The following is an 18,123-nucleotide window of genomic DNA, read 5'->3' as shown; positions in this document are numbered from 1 at the left end:
CCGGTGGGGCCGCGGGCCCGCTCGCTCCGACGGTACGACTGCCGCCGGCGAACCTCGATCATGAAAGGTGCATGCGATGGATCATCGCCTGAGCGAAGACCAGCTGCTCGACTTCGCCGACAACGGCTTCCTCGTGCTTCCCGATGTTCTGGGCCCGGCGGACGTCGAGGCGCTCGCGGAGGAGGCCGAGGCGCTCTACGGCACCGAAGCGCCGGGCCGGGTGTTCGAGGCCGACGGCAGCACGGTCCGCGCGGTGCACGGCTGCCACCAGGCTCCCGGTCCGTACGCGGACCTCGTCAGGGACCGGCGGCTGCTGGTTCCCGCACGCCAGATCGTGGGCGGAGACGTGTACGTCCACCAGTCGAAGATCAACGCGAAGCGGGCCATCTCCGGGGACGTATGGCCATGGCACCAGGACTTCACCTTCTGGAACCGGGAGGACGGCATGGCCGAACCCCGGGTCGTCAACGTGGCAGTGCTCCTGGACGGGGCCACCGAACACAACGGCCCGCTCCTCTTCATCCCCGGATCCCACCGCACCGCCGACGGCGACACCCTGCACGCGGTGGAGGGGGCCGAGGACACGGCGGACAAGTCCTGGCGGAGCCATCTGGCGGCGAAGCTGGAGTACACGGTCGACCGGGAAACCGTCACCCGGCTCACCGCCGCCGGCGGCATCGTCTCCGCCACGGGCGGCCCCGGTTCCCTGCTCTTCTTCGACTCGCGGATCGTGCACGGTTCGAGCAGCAACATGTCGCCGCACGACCGCCGGATGGCCATCTTCACGTACAACAGCGTGGACAACGCTCCGAGCGGCGGCGCCCTGCCTCGGCCGGAGTTCCTGGCCGCGCGCGACCACTCCCCCCTCCAGGTCGCTCTGTGACGTCGGAGGGGATTCCGCTCACCCAGCAGCAATGGGCGGTCTGGGCCTCACAGCAACTGCGCCCCGACAGCGACGCCTACAACGTCCCGGTGGGCTACCGGTTGTCCGGCTCCGTCGACCCGACAGCCCTGGAGGCGGCTTTCCGCTCCGTGGTGGAACGCCACCCGGTCCTGCGTGTGACCGTGCGCGCCCGGCCCGACGGGAGCGTCCTGCAGGAGGTGCGCGAGGTCCCGGACCGCGTGCTCACCGTCCACGACGTGACCGGGAACGCGTTGGAGGAGGAGCTCGCGCGGGTGGTGTCCCTCCCGTTCGGGCCCGACGCGGCCTGCCGCCTGCGCGCCCATCTCCTGCGCCTCGCCCCCGAGCGGTACGTCCTGGTGATGGTCTTCGACCACATCGTGGTGGACGCGCCCTCCGTCGCACGGATCACCGATGATCTCGCCACGGGGTACGCGGCGGCTCTGGACGGCGGTGCATCCGGCCCCGCCACCGTCGAAGCGCGGTACTTCGCATACGCCCGGGACCAGCGCGCGTTCTTCGCGACCCAGGAGGCCGAGGCGCTCGGCGACTTCTGGCACACCTACCTGGACGGCCTGTCCGGACTCACCGCCGCCGCGGGGTCCCGGGCCGACACCCGTCCGCCCCTCGCCTCCTCCCTGCCGGTCCTGATACCCGCGGGGCTCGCCGCCTCGGCCGAGCGGCTCGGCACCACCCCCACCGCCCTGCTGATGGCCGCGCTCTCGCTCACCACCCGGCATTTCCTGCGCTCGACCGACACGGTGATCTCCTATCCGGCCGTGGACTGGCGGCGCATGGAGTACGAGCCGGTCGTCGGACTCTTCACCGACATGCTCGCCTTCCGATGTCCGCCCGAGGAGAGCCGGAGCCTCCAGGAGTACGTCCGCGCGGTGCACGGAGCGATGCTGGAGTGCCTGGGACGGCACGGTGCCCCACTGACGAAATTCCGTTCCCGCCTCCGTGCGGCGCATCCGGCGGGCATCGGCTCACCGCCGGTGATGCTCTCCGTCAACAACGTGCCCGGCACCGGGGAACTCCGGCTGCGCGGTCTCGCGGTGGAGTGGTTCCCGCTGCGCCCGGCGCACAACAAGGCCGACCTGGTCCTGAGCGTCTACGTGCGGAACTCCGGCACGACCGCGCGGCTGGACTACGACACCGAGGCGTACGGCCCCGAGACCGCGCGGCGGTTCGGGGCCGCGTTCCAGGAGGTGGTCGGCCAGATCGTCAGTGGCTGGGACGGACCGGCCACGGCGGTGGAACTGACCGGTGAGGACGACCGCTCGCTGCTGCTCGGCGCGTGGAACCCTCCCGTACCCGAAGCACCCGCGTGGAATGTCGCGGCCGCCTTCGCGGCGCGCGCGGCCGCGGCGCCCGGCGCGGTGGCACTGGTGGCGGACGGCCGGGAGACGACGTACCGGGAACTCGAGGCCGACAGTCGCGCCCTGGGCGCCGCTCTGACGGCGCTCGGGCTGCCGGCCGGAAGCGTCGTGGCGATCTGCCTGCCGCGATCGGCGCGATTCGTCACGGCGGTGCTGGCCGTACTCCGCAGTGGTCTGGCCTTCTTGCCCGTGGACGTCGAACAGCCGGAGCGGCGAAGGGCTTTCCTGCTCGCGGACGCGGGAGCGGCGGCCGTCGTGGTCGCCGGACCCGGCGACGAGGCCCTGCTCACGGGGCTCCCCGTCGTCGACATGTGCGAGGCCGTCGCGGACGCTCCGTTCCGGGACGCCGAACCCCACGGCGAGGACCCCGCCTATCTGATCACCACGTCGGGAAGTTCCGGTCTGCCCAAGACCGTGGTGATCCCGCACCGGGCGATCGCCAACCATCTGCGCTGGAAGGCCGCCGCCTTCGGCTTCGGCCCGGAGGACTGCTTCTACTTCAAGACACCACAGATCTTCGACGCGTCGGTGTGGGAGTACCTTCTTCCGCTGACCGTCGGGGCCCGGGTCGTCGTCGCGCCTTCTTCGGCCCACCGCGACCCCGCCCTGTTGCTGTCCGAGATGAGCCGGTACGCGGTCGGTGTCGTCCAGTTCGTGCCGACCGTCCTCAAGGCCGTGCTGGCCGAGCCGGACGCCGGCGACCACGCGGCGCTGAAATGGGTCTTCGTCGGTGGTGAGCCGCTGGGCAGCCGGGTCGCCGAGGAGACCCGCCGCAGGACCGGTGCCCGGGTGGTCAACCTGTACGGGCCGACCGAGGCGACCATAGACGCCACGTACCACGAAGTCGCCCCGGACGGGCGTGACGAGGACCGTCCGGTGCCCATCGGCCGCCCGATCGGCGGTGGCCAGGCGTACGTGCTGGGCAGGGGCGGCCAGCTGCTTCCACCCGGATTCACTGGAGAACTCCACCTCGGTGGGCTGCCGTTGGCCACCGGCTACGCCCACCGGGAGCAGCTGACCCGGGAACGCTTCGTGCCCGCTCCGGCGGGCACCGGTCTGGACACACTGCTGTACCGCACGGGAGACCTCGCTCGCTTCCGCCCTGACGGAGCGATCGAGTTCCTCGGCCGGGAGGACACCGAAACCAAGGTGCGCGGGATTCGCGTCGACCTCGCCGGACTCGGAGCGCTGATCGGCGCACTGCCCGGAGTGCGCGACGCGGTCGTCACCGTCCCTCCCGGCCGGGACGACGCTCTGGTCGCCTATCTGGTGGCGGATCCGGCGGTCACCGACGACGCCGTCCTCGCGCACTGCGCCGAGAGACTCCCCCGCGAACTGCTGCCCAGCACCCTCGTACGTCTCGACCGGATTCCCGTCACCGCGACCGGCAAGACCGACGTCCGCGCCCTGCCGGTTCCTCCGACGGGACGGGCACCGGGCGCGGGGACCGAGCCGCGCTCGGCGTTCGAGGGCCGTCTGCGGTCGCTGTGGGCCGAGGTGCTGGGCGTCGCACCGGAGCGTGTGCCCCGGGACGTCAGCCTGTTCGCGCTGGGCGGCAGTTCGCTGACTCTCCTCAGGCTCCATCAGCGGATACGGGCCGACATCTCTCCCGGCGCCACCGTCACCGACTTGTTCAAATACCCGACCGTAGCGGCCCTGGCCGACGCGCTCGACGACTCCGGCCGCACTTCCGGCCTCGTTCCCGCCCCGACCGGAGGCAAAGGATGACCATGACCGCTGAGCAGGACGAACGCGCCGTCGCGGTGATCGGAATGGCGTGCCGCTTTCCTGGAGCACGCGACGTCGACCAGTACTGGTCCAACCTCGTGAGCGGGCGTTCCGCGCTCGGTCCGTCGGTGGGGGCGGGATGGGACGGGGTGTCCGAACGTGGGTCCGCACCCGCGGACCAGCACCCCGATTACGTTCCGGTCTCCGGCACGCTCGACGACTTCGACCTCTTCGACGCGGGCTTCTTCGGCGTCTCACCCGCCGAAGCCACCTCGATGGACCCCCAGCAGCGGCTCTTCCTCCAGGAGGCCGTGCGCGCCCTGGAGCACGCCGGCTGGACGGGGGCGGGGAGCCGGAACGTCGGTGTCTTCTGCGGCAGCGGGGAGAACCGGTACGCCGGGCTGCCGGACCACCAGGGCCGTGCGGCCGTCCCGGACAGTCCGTCCACTCTGCCGTTGCGCGTCTCCTACCACCTCGACCTGCACGGACCGAGCGTCTTCGTCAGCAGCCTCTGCTCGACCTCGCTGGCCGCCGTCCACCTGGCCCGCGGGAGCCTGCTGGCGGGCGACTGCGACGTCGCGCTCGCCGGAGCCGTCTCCCTGCGTCTGCCGCTGCACCACGGTTACCACGCCACGGCAGGCGGCGTCGCCTCGCCCGACGGCGAACTGCGCCCCTTCGACCGGCGCGCCTCGGGGACGGTACCGGGCAGCGGTGTGGGTGTCGTCGTGCTGAAACGGCTCGCGCACGCGCTGCGGGACGGCGACACCGTCCACGCCGTCCTCCGGGGATCGGCGCTGAACAACGACGGCGCCGACCGTCAGAGCTTCGCCGCGCCCAGCGTCCGGGGACAGCGCGACGTCATCATCGCGGCCCTCGCCGACTCCGGCGTGGACCCCGGCAGCATCGGGTACGTCGAAGCCCACGGCACGGGTACCCCCCTGGGCGACCCCGTGGAGATGGCGGCGCTCCGGGAGGCCAGGGAATTCCTCGACGTGCGCACGCCCTGCGTGGTCGGAGCCGTGAAGTCGTCGGTCGGTCATCTGGACAGCGCGGCCGGCATGGCCGGACTCGTCAAGGCCGTCCTCGCCGTCCGGGAGGGCACCGTCCCTCCGACCCACGGTCACGAGGAACTCAACCCCGAGATCCGGCTGGAGGGCACCGGACTCCGCGTCGGGCGGCGTGCGCAACCCTGGCCCCAGCCCTCGCTGCCGAGGCGCGCGGCCGTCACGGCGCTGGGCATCGGTGGGACGAACGCGCACGTGGTCCTGGAACAGCCTCCCGCCGCACGCCCGGCCCGTCGTGCGCCGGACCGGGCGCGGATCTTCCCCGTGTCGGCCCACAGCACCGAGGCGTTCGAACGGCTGCGCACCCGGCTGGCGGACCGGGTCGCCGAACTGCCGCGGGCGGACGTCGCGCGGACTCTGCAGAGCCACCGGATCGCCAAGCCGCTGCGCCGGGCCTGGGTCTTGGCACCCGCCGCGGACCTCGGAGCCGCGCTGCGCGAGCCGGTCCGACCGGTCGCCCCGCAGCCCTTCGTCCTCGCCGTCGACGCCCGTTCGCTCCCGTCCACCCCGCTCGGAACCGAATTCACCGAGGGGCTTCCCACGCTCCGGGCGCTGCTCACCCCCGGCATCCGTGCCCCGTACGCTGACTTCTTCCGCTCGGCGCTGTGGGCGCTCGACGCACTGGCCGGGGTACCCGTGCTGCTGGGCCACGGCGCGGGGGAGTACCTCGCGGTGGCAGCCGCCGGGGGGATGCCCGCGGACACGGCACTGCGTTGCGCGCTCCTCCACGTGCGGGCCGTGGAGGCGGGCCGCCCCGGCTCGGACCTGAGCGCGTGCGAGCGTCTGCTCGACTCACTCGCGAAAGAGCTGTGGGAGACCGCGTTGAGCCCCCTGGTGCGCGAGGTCCGTTCGGGTTTCTCCGGCCACGTGACGGCCGCCGGCCACACGCCGTCCGGCGAGTCCCTGCTGGAGATGACACGTGGCGAGGTGATGGGCACGGCCTCTCCCCAACCGTCCGGCGAGCACCCGGACCTCTTCGCCGCGCTCGGCTCCTGGGACCGATGGCTCGCGCTGATCGCCCACAGCTGGGAGCGCGGCGTCGAGGTGGACTGGGACGTGGTGTGCGGTCCCGCCACCGGCCGGATCACCACTCTCGTGCCGTATCCCTTCGACGAAGTACGCCACTGGCCGGTCCCGCCCACCGCCGGCGCGGAGAAGCCCGGCACACGGGCTCCGGCCCTCCCGCCCGCAGGGGCGGACCCCGAAACGGAGGTCGCCGCCATCTGGCGCGACGTCCTCGGCGTCCCGCAGGTCCGGCCCGACGACAGCTTCTTCCATCTGGGCGGCCACTCGCTGCTGGCCTCCCAGGTCATGGCCAGGATCTGGGACGGCCTGGGGGTCAGGGTCTCCCTGGGCGACCTGCTCGAAGCGGAGACGCTGCGCGCGATGGCGGACCTCGTCGAGGAGAAGCTCTCGTCGGCACGGCTCTTCGCCTCGCTCACGGTCACCGACGACGGAAACGGAGCGATCGAACTGTGAAGGTCACCCGCCTGCTCGAAGACCTGTCGGCCCGGGGTGTCCGGATCGGTCTGCGGGGCGACAAGCTGACCGTCTCCGCGGCGGACGGCGAGCTGACCCCGGAGACGACCGACACCATCCGGCACCATCGCACGGAGATCCTGCGCTTCCTGCGCGAGCACCAGCAGGACGAGGCCCGCCGCGACGTCCGCATGGAGCGGGTCGACCGCTCGGCTCCGATTCCCGCCTCGTACGCCCAGCACCGGCTCTGGCTGGTGGAACAGACGGCCACCGATCTTCCCGTCTACAACATGTACTTCGTCAACGAACTGCGCGGTGAGCTCGACGTCGAGGCGCTGCGGGGAGCGGTCGACGACGTGGTCCGGCGCCACGAGGCGCTGCGGACCTCTCTCGTCGAGACGGACACGGGCCTGGAGCAGAGGATCGACGCGCGCTGTCCCGCCGCGTTCACCACCCACGAGGTGTCCGGCCCCGAGGCGGCGCAGGCGTTGGTCCGCTCGCTCGTGACCACGCGCTTCGACCTCTCCGCCGCACCTCTGATCCGCTTCGATCTGATCCGTACCGGGCCCCGGCGGTGGACCTTCGTGGTGACGCAGCACCACGTCATATCCGATGGCTGGTCCGCCAACCTGCTCAAGCGGGAGATCTCCGAGCTGTACGCCGCGCGTACGGAGGGGCGGGCGGCAGATCTGCCCGAACTCCCTGTCCAGTACGCCGACTACGCGGTCTGGGAGCGGAGCTGGCTGGGCGGCGAGCTGGCACGGAACCAGACGGAGTACTGGCGTGCCGCGCTCGCCGGTCTGCCCCCGGCACTGGATCTCGCGCCGGCCCGCTCCCGCGAGGCCGTGCAGAGCTACCAGGGCGAGGGATTCGACTTCCACTACGGCGCCGAGACGCTCGACAGGGTGCGGGTCCTCTGCGAGGACACCGGCTCCACCCTCTACAGCGCCCTCATGGCCGCGTACGCGTTCCTGCTCTCCCGCATGACCCGGCAGAACGACCTCGCGGTGGGGAGCCCGCTGGCCAACCGTCCCTATCCCGTGCTGGAAAACACCTTCGGGCTCTTCTTCAACTCGATCACCATCCGCAGTCGCGTCGACGAATCGCTCACCGTCCGCGAGTATCTCGCCCGTACCCGGCAGACGGCGTTCGAGGCCTTCGCCCACCAGGACCTCCCGTTCGACCAGGTGGTGCGGGCGGTGTCGCCGGAGCGCAGCAGTTCCCACTCGCCGATCTTCCAGACCATCTTCATCCTGCAGAGCTACCCGGCGGTCGAACTGGACCTGGCGGGCGTCGAGACCAGGACCGTCGTGCCGCCCATCTACTCGGCCCAGTACGACGTCATGTTCAAGCTGCGGGCCGTGGACGACGGCCTCGCGGGCATCATGATCTACAACAGAACGCTCCTCGACGAGACCGACGCGCGCCGCTTCGCCGGCTGGTTCGAGGACGTCGTCCGGCTCTTCGCCGAGTCGCCGGACACCCCGCTCGGTGAACTCGCCCTCCTCGAACCGGCGAGCGTACGGGCCACCGAGGAGTGGAACGCCGCCCAGAAGTGCCCTGTTCCGGAGACCACCCTGGACACGCTGATCCGCCGACGCCTCGCCGAGGCCCCCGGTGCCGCGGCGCTGACCTTCCGGGGAACGACCGTCCCGCGTGGGGAACTCGCCGCGCGTGCCGCCCGCGTCGCCGCCGCCCTGCGTGCCTCGGGTCTGCTCCCCGGACAGCGTGTGGGACTGCTCCTGCCCCGTACGCCGGACTTGGTCGCGGTGCTGCTGGGGCTGATGGAGGCCGGCCTGGTGTACGTACCGCTCAGCGGTACCCACCCGGCCGACCGGACCGACGGGATTCTGGAGTCCGCCGGGTGCGCGGCGGTCGTGCTCGGTGCGCCTTACGAGGACAGGGTCTCCGGCTTCACCGGCCTGCGCCTGCTCGTCGGGGACCTGGTGTCCGCGGCGGCGCCCCCGCAGGCCCCCGTCGCCCGGGCGGCCGCCGGCGGGTCCGCGTACGTGATCTTCACGTCGGGATCGACCGGCCGTCCGAAGGGCGTCGAGGTCACCCACCGCAATCTGAGCAACCTGGTCACGGCACTGGACGCCGTGCTCGGGGTCGACGATGCCGCGGTATGGCTGTCCGTCACCGACGTCACCTTCGACATCGCCGTGGTCGAACTGCTGTGGACCCTCTCCCGGGGGCTGCCGGTGGTACTGGCCGAGACCACAGAAACCCTGCTCAACGTTCCCGTCACCGGGGACATGCGGGAACCGGAGGGTATTCCGGAGCTGATCTCCCGCGAGGGGGTCACCGCGATGCAGGCCACGCCCACACTCGTGCGCGAGGTCCTGCGGCTGCCGGGCGCGGAAGCGGCGCTCGGCCGCCTGGACCTCCTCATGGTCGGCGGTGAGGCCCTGGACACGGTGCTCGCCGCCCGGCTCAAGAACGCGGGGATCCCCCGGGTCCTCAACATGTACGGGCCCACGGAGACAACGGTCTGGTCCACTTCCTGGGAAGTACCGCCCGCACCGGACCGCGTGCTCGTCGGCCGACCGCTGGCCAACACCACCGCCCACGTGGTCGATTCCGCGCTGCGCCCGGTCCCGGTGGGCATGTACGGCGAACTCCTCCTCGGCGGCGCGGGAGTGACCCGGGGCTACGCGGGACTCCCGGGCCTCACCCGGGAAGCCTTCGTGGAGCTGCCCGGCCTCCCTGGCGCCGGACGCCTCTACCGCACCGGAGACGTCGCGCGCCTGCTCGCGGACGGTTCCCTCCAACTCGCCGGCCGGGTCGACCACCAGGTGAAGATCAACGGGTACCGGATCGAACTGGAGGAGGTGGAACACGCCCTCAATTCACTGGACGGCGTCACCGCGTCGGCGGTGACGGTGCAGCGACGGGGAGACCGGGACGTGCTCGTCGCCCACTACGTACCGGAGGCGAGGCCCGTGCCCCTGGAACCGGCGAAGCTGCGCGGCGCGCTCGCCGCCCTGCTGCCGGACCAGATGCTGCCTGCGGCCTTCGTCCCCCTCTCCTCATTGCCCACCACGGCCGGCGGGAAGACCGACCGCCGTGCCCTACGACCGGTGGTGTTCGAGGTGGACCCACCGCCGGCGGCCGCTGTCACCACCGAACTGGAGGAGCGGCTCCTGGGCGTGTGGCGGGAGGTACTGCGCGACGACACCGTGGGCCCCGGCGACGACTTCTTCCGCTCGGGCGGAACATCCATCCTGATGGCCCGGCTCCTTCAGGAAGTGCGCGGCCGGATCACGCCCTCGGCCCGGATCGTCGATCTGTTCCGCCACCCGACCGTCCGGGGATACGCGGCCTGCCTCGAAGGCGCGCCGGAGACGGACCGGACCCGCCCCGTCCCGGACGGGGCGACCGACGCCCGCCGCGTGGCCCAGGCACGGCGACGACAGCAAGTGGCCCGCAAACGACGTGAGCGATCGGAGCACAAGCGCCCATGACCACCGACACCACCGGCACCACCGACCCGGACGACGTACAGCCTCTGATCGCCGTCACCGGAATGGCCTGCCGCTTCCCCGGGGCGGACTCACCGGCGGAGTACTGGAATCTGCTGCGCGAGGGCGCCGCGCCCCTGGAAGAGGTCCCCCGGGAGGAACTGCTCGGTTCCGGGCGCCCGCGCGAGATCGTCGACGCGCCGTCGTACGTACCGTGGCGCAAGCCGTTCTCCGATCCCAGCCTGTTCGACGCCGAGTTCTTCGGCCTCACTCCGGCCGAGGCGGCGGCCACCGATCCCCAGCAGCGCATCCTGCTGCAGACCGCCGTGCACGCCCTGGAGGACGCCGGCCTGGACCCCGCCGCTCCGCCCGCCGGTGTCGGTGTGTACCTCGGCATGAATCACTCGGACTACCTGCTGAGCAACGTGCTCGGCCACCCGGAGGTGATCCGCGGGCTCGGCTGGCACCGCGTCCTGATGGGCAACGACCGGGGCTTCACCGCGACGTCCCTGTCCTACCGGCTCGGGCTGACCGGACCGAGCATCGCCGTGGACTGCGCCTGCTCCTCCAGCCTGGCCGCGGTGCATCAGGCGTGCCGTGCCCTGCTGAACTACGACACCGACGTGGCGCTGGCCGGTGGCTCGGCCATCCGGCCGCACGACGTGGGGTACATGTACACGGAAGGGGGCATCGCTTCCCCGGACGGCCTCTGCCGCCCCTTCTCGGCGCAGGCCGCGGGCACCGTCTTCGCGAGCGGGGCGGGTCTCGTGGTGCTCCGGCGTCTGGAAGACGCGCTGGCCGACGGCGACCGGGTCCTCGCCGTCATCCGCGCCAGCGACATGAACAACGACGGCGCGGCCAAGAGCGGTTACACCGCGCCGAGCCTCCGCGGGCAGGAGGCGGTGATCGCCTCGACGCACCGCCTGGCGGGCATCACGGCGGACGAGGTCTCCTACGTGGAGGCTCACGGCACGGGTACGCCGCTGGGTGACCCCATCGAGGTCGAGGCGCTGACACGCGCGTTCCGGCAGAGCACCGACAGGATCGGGTTCTGCGCCATCGGCTCGACGAAGTCCAACATCGGCCATCTCGACTCCGCTGCGGGGATCGCCGGATTGATCAAGGTCGTGCTCTCGCTCCGGCACCGGACGCTGCCCGCGTCGCCCGGTGCCGAGGAGACGAATCCGCACATCGACTTCGTCTCCTCGCCGTTCCGGGTCAACCACGCCCTGCGCACATGGTCCGCGCCCGGCCCACTGATCGCCGGAGTCAGCGCCTTCGGGGTGGGCGGCACAAACGTGCACCTCCTCGTCGAAGAGCCTCCCGAAACCCCCGAGGCCCCGCGGCCCGCCGTTCCGGACACGCTGGTACTGCCGTTCTCCGCCCGGTCGCCCGAAGCGCTCGACAGGCTGGAGGTCCTCCTGCGCGGCCGACTCGCCGGGCTGTCCGCGCACGCGGTGGCGGACGTCGGGTCGGCGCTGGTGCGGTCCCGGTCCGGACACCCGCTGCGCCGCGCGCTGCTGTGGCGTTCCTCCGGCACGTGCGTGACACTGCCCGGCACCGACCGGGACACCACGCCACGACCGCCCGCGTTCCTGCTCCGGAACACCTCGGAACAGCCCTTCGGGCAGAAGTACCTCGACGCCCTCGTCGCCGGCCGGCCGGCCTTCCGCGAAACCGCGCGACGGCTCGTCGGCCCGTGGGCCGCCGGACGGGGCACGACGGCCGACCGTGCGCTGGAGTCGCTGGTGGAGGACGCCCCGGCGCTCCTCACGGACTCCGTCGTGGCTCTCGGTTGCGCGGCCGTCTGGGCCGAGCACGGCGTCACGCCCGGCGCCGTCCTGGCGGACCACCGGTCCTGGCTCGCCGCAGCCGTGCTCACCGGGGTGTTCTCCGAGGAGGACGCCTCCGGTGTGCTGGCCGGCCGGGCCACCACCCGGCCGCTCGGCGACATGCTGCGGAACGCGGCCCGCCCGGCGGCTGTCGCGTGGTACGACCCCGACGGGTCCGAGTGGTGCTCGCCCGGCGTCCGCCCGGACCTGGCAGCTGTTTCGGCGGGCTCTCCCGCCACCCCCGGCCGCCGCAGGCTCCCGCCGAAGATTTCCGCCGTCGTGTGCTTGCCGACCGGTCCCGGGTCCGGCGCCGTCCTCCCTGCGGTCTTCGGCGACGCGGTCGCCGTCGTGTTTCCCGGGCTGCCGCCCCATGAGGCCCTGGCGGCCGGGTTGGGCCACGCGTGGGCGCTGGGTCTGGGAGGGGAGGCGGCGGCCTTCGCCGCCACGAGCGCCGGCGGCTGCGCCGAGTTGCCCGGCTACCCGTTCGAGCGGCGGCGCCACTGGCTGGACCCTGTCTCGCCGGTGTCCGTCCCGTACTCCGGATCCGGCTCGGTCCGGCCCGAAGAGGACCCCGAAGATCTGGAGGAATCGGCCCGCGAGATCTTCCGTGCCGCTCTCGGAGTCACCGAAGTGTCGGCGCGGGACAGTCTCTTCGACCTGGGCGGCGACTCTCTGCTCGCCACCCGCGTCGTCGCGGAGGCGCGGTCCCGCTGGCGTCGGCCCATACCCGTCGGCTCGTTCCTGAGCGATCCGTCACCGGCCTCGCTGGCGCGGCTCGCAGGAGACCACGAGCGGGTGAACGACGCACCGGCCGTCCGGCACCAGGGGGGAATCCGCCTTCCGGTCACCAGCCTCCAGGAGCGGTTCCTCTTCCTGAGCGAGGTCGAGGGCGCCGCCGAGGCGTACAACGTGCCCGTGCTCGCCGATCTGCGCGGCTCCCTCGACGCCGATGCGCTGCGTGAGGCCCTGCGGGACGTCCTGCGGAGGCACGAAAGTCTGCGCGCGGTCTTCCACACGTCGGCCCGGGGAACGACGCAGGAGATCCTGGCCGACGTGGCCGTCGATCTACCGGTCGTGGACGTCGCGGACGAGGCGGAACTGCGCCGCGAGATCACCCGCATGAGCGATCGCACCATCTCGCTCGACGTGCCCCCGCTGCTGCGGAGCGCGCTGCTGCGGACGGCGCCCGACCGTCACGTGCTCGTCCTCGTCGTCCACCACATCGTCGCGGACGCCTTCTCCACCGGCCTGCTGCTCCGGGACCTCTACGCCTGCTACGCGGGACGCACGGGATCCGCGTGCCCGGTCCTTCCACCGGTCGAAGGACTTTTGGCGGCGCACGTGCGAGCGGAGGAGGAGTGGCTCGCCTCCTCGGAGGCTGATCGACAACTCGGTTTCTGGCTGGCCGAGTTGAATGACCGTCCGGAACCTCTCGAGCTCCCGGGCGACCGGCCTCGGCAGGCAGGCCGCCATCGTGGTGACACCGTCGCGTTCACGGCGTCCGCCGAGGTCTCCCGGCGGGTCACCGACCTCGCCAGTCGCACACGGTCGACCCCGTTCTCCGTCGTCCTCGCGGTGTTCGCCGTCCTGCTCTCCCGGGTCGGCGGACGCGACGAGTTCCTGGTGGGCGTCCCGGTGTCCGGACGTCACCGGCCGCACGCCCGCGATCTCGTGGGCAATTTCGTCAACACCCTGCCGCTGAGGATCTCCGTCGACCGGACGCGGCCCTTCGCCGACCTGCACGGGGCACTGGCCCGCCGGGTCGTCGCCGCGCTGGACCACCAGGACCTGCCGTTCGAGGTCCTCTCCCGGAAGCTGCGGGAGGAGGGCGGGCCGGAGCAGCCTCCCCTGCTCGACGTCCTGTTCAACATGCTGAGCCCGGACGCCAGCGTTCCTGACCCACCGGACGGGCTCCGCGCGCTCCCCGTACCGTTCGAGCGCGGCACCAGCCCGTACGAGCTCTCGCTCGACTGGTGGTTCGGCCGCGACGGGACCCTGGCCGGCCGGTTCGTGTTCGACACCCAGCGGTTCGACCGTGCGACGGTCGTCGCTTGGCAGGAGTCGTTCGTCCACGCGCTCGACACCCTGACCCGGGCGCCGAACGGGACGATCGCGTGCGCCTCGGTCGAGCCGCCGGAGGCCGCGGCCGAGGTCTCCGCCCTGCTGTCCGGTCCCGTCGTGCCCGTCCCCGCGATGCCCGTCCACGCCGTATTCGCCCGGCAGGCCGCCCGGACGCCCGACCGGCTCGCGGTGCACGACGGCCGTTCCTCCCTCACCTACGGTCGGCTGAGCGCGCTGTCGGCAGCCGTCGCCGCCCGGCTGACCGAACTCGGTGTGACCCACGGGGAGAGCGTCGGCATCGCCATGGAACGCGGAGTTCCGTTGATCGCGGGGCTCCTGGGGGCATTGCGGGCGGGGGCGACGGCCGTTCCGTTCGACCTGACCCTGCCGCGGAAACGGCTCGCCACGATCGCGGAGGACTGCCGTCCGCGTTTCGTACTGTGCGCCGACGCGAAGGACGCGGAGTTCGCGCCCTTCGCACGGGCCGTATCGCTCCCCGCCGTCGATGGAGCGGCCGCGGACGGACCCACCGGTCCTGTTCCCGGAGACTCCGTGGACCTCGGTGCCGGCGCCTATCTGACGTACACGAGCGGCACGACGGGGCGGCCGAAGGGCATCCACTTCCCGCACCGGGCCCTCGCCAACCTCATCCACTGGGAGACTTCGGGTCACACTTCGGCGCTGCGGTGGATGCAACTGGCGTCCTTCGGTTTCGACGCCGCGTTCCACGAGACGTTCGCCGCGCTGTGTTCGGGGGGCTCGCTGTTCGTCGCGGACGAGGCGACCAAGCACGACCACGACCTGTTCGCGGGTTTCGTGCGCGAGCACGGTGTCGAGAAGGCCATCGTCCCGGTGTCGCTCCTGCACGCCCTGGCCGCTCGCTTCGCCCGGGACGTCGGCCCGTTCGCCTCCCTTCGGGAAGTGGCCTCCACCGGCGAGCAGCTCCGCGTCAGCGAGTCGCTGATCGACTTCTTCGAGCGCCTGGACGGCTGCGCGCTGATCAACAACTACGGGCCCGCGGAGACCCATGTGGTGACCTCCTACCGCTTCACCGGTCCGCCGCGCGCATGGCCCCGGCACGCCCCCATCGGCTCGCCCGTCCAGAACGTCGTCCTGGAGATCCAGGACGACCGGGGCCGCGCCGTACCGCGTGGCGCCGTGGGCGAACTGGCGATCGGCGGCGACTGCGTGGCCACCGGTTATCTGGGCCGCCCGGACCTGACCGCGGAACGCTTCCGCACCGACGGCGGTGCGCGCAGCTACCGCAGTGGTGACCGGGCGCGGCTTTCGAGCCTCGGACACATCGATTTCGTCGGCCGCGCGGACCAGCAGATCAAGATCCGCGGCTACCGCGTGGAGCCCGGAGAGGTCGAGGTCGCTGTCCGGCGCGACCCCGACGTTCGGGACGTGGCGCTCGTGGCGAGCGGGCCGGACGGCGACCGGAGGCTCGACGCCTATCTGGTGGCGGCGCCCGCCGCACAGGACTTGGCCGGGCGACTGCGCCGCAGGCTGCGCGAGGATCTGCCCGCTGCCATGGTCCCGTCCTCGTTCACCGTCGTCGACGCCCTGCCGGTCAACGGCAACGGGAAGGTGGATCCGACCCGGCTGCCCGCGCCCGGCGCCGGCCCCGCGTCCCGGAGCGGTCACGCCGCGCCGGAGGACCGGGCGACCACCGACGTCCTCGCCGTGTTCCGGCAGGTACTCGGACGGCCGGAGCTGGATGCCGACGAGGACTTCTTCGACGCCGGCGGCCACTCGCTGCTGGCGACCCGGCTGATGCACGTCCTGCGTGAGCGGACCGGAGTGCGGCTCGGGATACCGGAGCTGTACCGGTGGGGAACCGCGGCGGAGCTGGCCCGGCTCGTTGCTGAGCGGGGTCCGTCGGCGGACGCGGCCGAGGAGGAGCTCCCCCCGTCCGGACCGCCGGTCGCGCTGCCGCCCGGTCTCCGGCCTCTCGTACGGGCGTCCTCGGAGTTCCAGAAGACATTCGTGTTCGCCGCCTCCCGTCCGCTCGATCCCGCCCGGGTGCGTGCCGCGGCCGCCGCGGTGCTCGCACGCCACCCCGCTCTGCGGCTGTTCTTCCCGGACATGCGCCGCAAGGGCGGCGCCTACGGGGAAAGGCCCGTCCTCGCCGAGCCCGGTGCCGTGCCTGTTCGCGTAGGCGCGTCCCGCGGGACGGGAACGGCCGCCGCGAACAGCCTCCACGACGAAGCGCAGGGCACCCCCATCGACCCCGCGCGCGAACCGCTCGTCCGTCTGACGGTGAGCGGGAACCTCCTGGCCGTCACCGTCCATCTGCTGGTGCTCGACGGGCGCGGGATGCTGACGCTGTGCCACGAGATCGCCGAGGCGTGCCGAGCGGACTCCCCACCGGTGTCCGAGGACCCACGTCCGGCCGAGGTCGACGACGGCTTTCTGCGGTACCTGTCGTGGCGTCACGCGCTGGGCGACGGCCCCCGCGCGCGGGAAGCCGCCCGCGTCTGGCACGAAATCCTGCCGGCCGAAGCCGGTGACCGGCCGCACGTCGGCCCGCTCGCGGACCGCCTGAGCTGGGCTCCGACCGGCAGGTTGCACGACGCGCTGCGCTCCCTCTGCTCGGACCTGCGCGTCACCCCCTTCGTCGTCCATCTGACGGCCTTCGCGATGGCCCTGGCGAAAGCCGACGGCCGTGAGGACGTCTGCCCCGCGGTTCCGCTCGACGGACGGTGCCACTCCGATCTCGACCGTTCGGTCGGCGGCTTCGCCAACACGGTCCCGGTGCCCCTGTCGATACCCGTCGACGGGTTTCCGGCTTCGGTGCTCACCACCGTGCGCGACGCTTTCGACCGGATCCGGGAACTGCGGACCGTGCCCTTCGCGGACCTCGCCGCGGACGACCCGGCACTCCGGGCGTTCGGCGACCTGCCCGTGGTGTTCAACTACGCCCGGGACGACGGCAACCGGCCGGATGGTCTGCGTGGTGTCGGTCCCGACCCCCTCGCACCCCGCCTGCGTGTCCACTTCACGGTCGTGGACGCGGGGAAGTCGTTCCGGGTCTCGCTCAAGTACGCGCGGGGGGCGTCCGAGGTCCAGGACGCGCAGCTGCTGGACCACTACCGACAAGCCCTCTACACCCTCGCCTTCTCCGCCGGCCCCGGAGCGGGTGCGGCCGGGGCGGAAGAGCGGGACGGCTCAGTCATGGAGCGCATATGAAATTCAGTCTGTTCTTCTTCGCCAACGGAGCCGACTCGGCCGAGCAGTACCGGTTGCTCCTCGAAGCCGCGCGCTTCGCCGACCGGGGAGAATTCTCCGCGGTGTGGACGCCGGAGCGGCACTTCCACGACTTCGGCTCCCCGTTTCCCAGCCCGGCCGTCACGGGGGCGGCCGTCGCCGCGGTGACACGACGGATCGACGTGCGCGCGGGAAGCGTCGTGCTGCCGTTGCACGATCCGCTCCGCGTGGCCGAGGACTGGGCGGTCGTCGACCAGCTCTCCGGCGGGCGTGCGGGCCTCGCCGTCGCGTCGGGCTGGAATCCCCGCGACTTCGTCCTGGCACCGGGGAACTTCGCGGACCGCAGGACCGCGCTGCGGGACGGCGTGGACGAGCTGCGCCGGCTCTGGGCGGGACAGCCGGTTTCGCGCAGAGCACCGGACGGGACCGAGCAGGAGATCCGCAGCCGGCCGAGTCCGGTGCGCGGCGGTATCCCGATGTGGATCACCGCGGCAGGCTCTCCCGACACCTTCTCCTGGGCGGGCGAGCAGGGGTACGGAATCCTGACGCATCTGCTCGGGCAGTCCTGGGAGACCCTGGAGGACAATCTGGTGCGGTACGGGGACGCGCTGGTCGGGGCAGGACACGGCCCGCACGACGAACGGGTGGCGGTGATGCTTCACACGTTCGTCGACGCCGACCCGGAGGCGGCGCTGAACGCGGCGCGCGCTCCGATGACCGCCTACATGCGGTCGTCGATGACGCTGTTCGGAATGGACGGGACCGGCGCGGACGGTGAGGTGTCCGAACAGGCCGTCGAGGAACTGCTGGAACACCGCTACACCGAGTACGCGCGGACCCGGTGCCTCATCGGTTCGGTCGAGAGCTGTGTACCGCTGGTCACTTCGCTCGCCGAGCTCGGCGTCGACGAGATCGCCTGCCTGATCGACTTCGGTGCCGGGGCGGACGAGGTCCTGGCCGCTCTGGAGCACTTGACGCGCCTCGCCGAGCGGTGCGCGGACCTGTGAA

At 72.1% G+C, this 18,123-nt stretch carries 6 protein-coding genes; all 6 read left to right on the top strand.

The window, feature by feature from the left end:
- The first annotated feature begins 76 nt into the window (after positions 1–76).
- From OG599_RS26905 to OG599_RS26880, 6 genes are read left to right on the top strand one after another with little or no spacing between them, the layout of a single operon-like run.
- Complete coding sequence (locus OG599_RS26905) at positions 77–883, top strand: phytanoyl-CoA dioxygenase family protein (protein WP_327178542.1); 807 nt, start codon at positions 77–79, stop codon at positions 881–883.
- Positions 880–4,008: a non-ribosomal peptide synthetase gene (locus OG599_RS26900; RefSeq protein WP_327178541.1), complete on the top strand. Its 3,129-nt coding sequence runs from the start codon at positions 880–882 to the stop codon at positions 4,006–4,008. Before OG599_RS26905 ends, OG599_RS26900 begins: the two co-directional genes overlap by 4 nt.
- A 2-nt stretch (positions 4,009–4,010) precedes the next feature.
- Positions 4,011–6,551, top strand: coding sequence for a beta-ketoacyl synthase N-terminal-like domain-containing protein (locus OG599_RS26895; protein WP_327178540.1), 2,541 nt, complete (start codon positions 4,011–4,013; stop codon positions 6,549–6,551).
- Positions 6,548–10,015 carry a non-ribosomal peptide synthetase gene (locus tag OG599_RS26890; protein WP_327178539.1) on the top strand — a complete coding sequence of 1,156 codons (3,468 nt, stop codon included), beginning with the start codon at positions 6,548–6,550 and terminating at the stop codon, positions 10,013–10,015. Before OG599_RS26895 ends, OG599_RS26890 begins: the two co-directional genes overlap by 4 nt.
- On the top strand, positions 10,012–17,097 hold the full coding sequence (locus OG599_RS26885; RefSeq protein WP_327178538.1) for a non-ribosomal peptide synthetase: 7,086 nt from the start codon (positions 10,012–10,014) through the stop codon (positions 17,095–17,097). The genes OG599_RS26890 and OG599_RS26885 overlap by 4 nt, the downstream gene beginning before the upstream one ends.
- On the top strand, positions 17,094–18,122 hold the full coding sequence (locus OG599_RS26880) for a MupA/Atu3671 family FMN-dependent luciferase-like monooxygenase (protein WP_327178537.1): 1,029 nt from the start codon (positions 17,094–17,096) through the stop codon (positions 18,120–18,122). The genes OG599_RS26885 and OG599_RS26880 overlap by 4 nt, the downstream gene beginning before the upstream one ends.
- The last annotated feature ends 1 nt before the right edge of the window (position 18,123 follow it).

This window comes from Streptomyces sp. NBC_01335 (assembly GCF_035953295.1).
GTDB lineage: Bacteria > Actinomycetota > Actinomycetes > Streptomycetales > Streptomycetaceae > Streptomyces.
The sequence above is the reverse complement of the archived record's forward strand: the minus strand, read 5'-3'. Positions and strand labels throughout refer to the sequence as shown.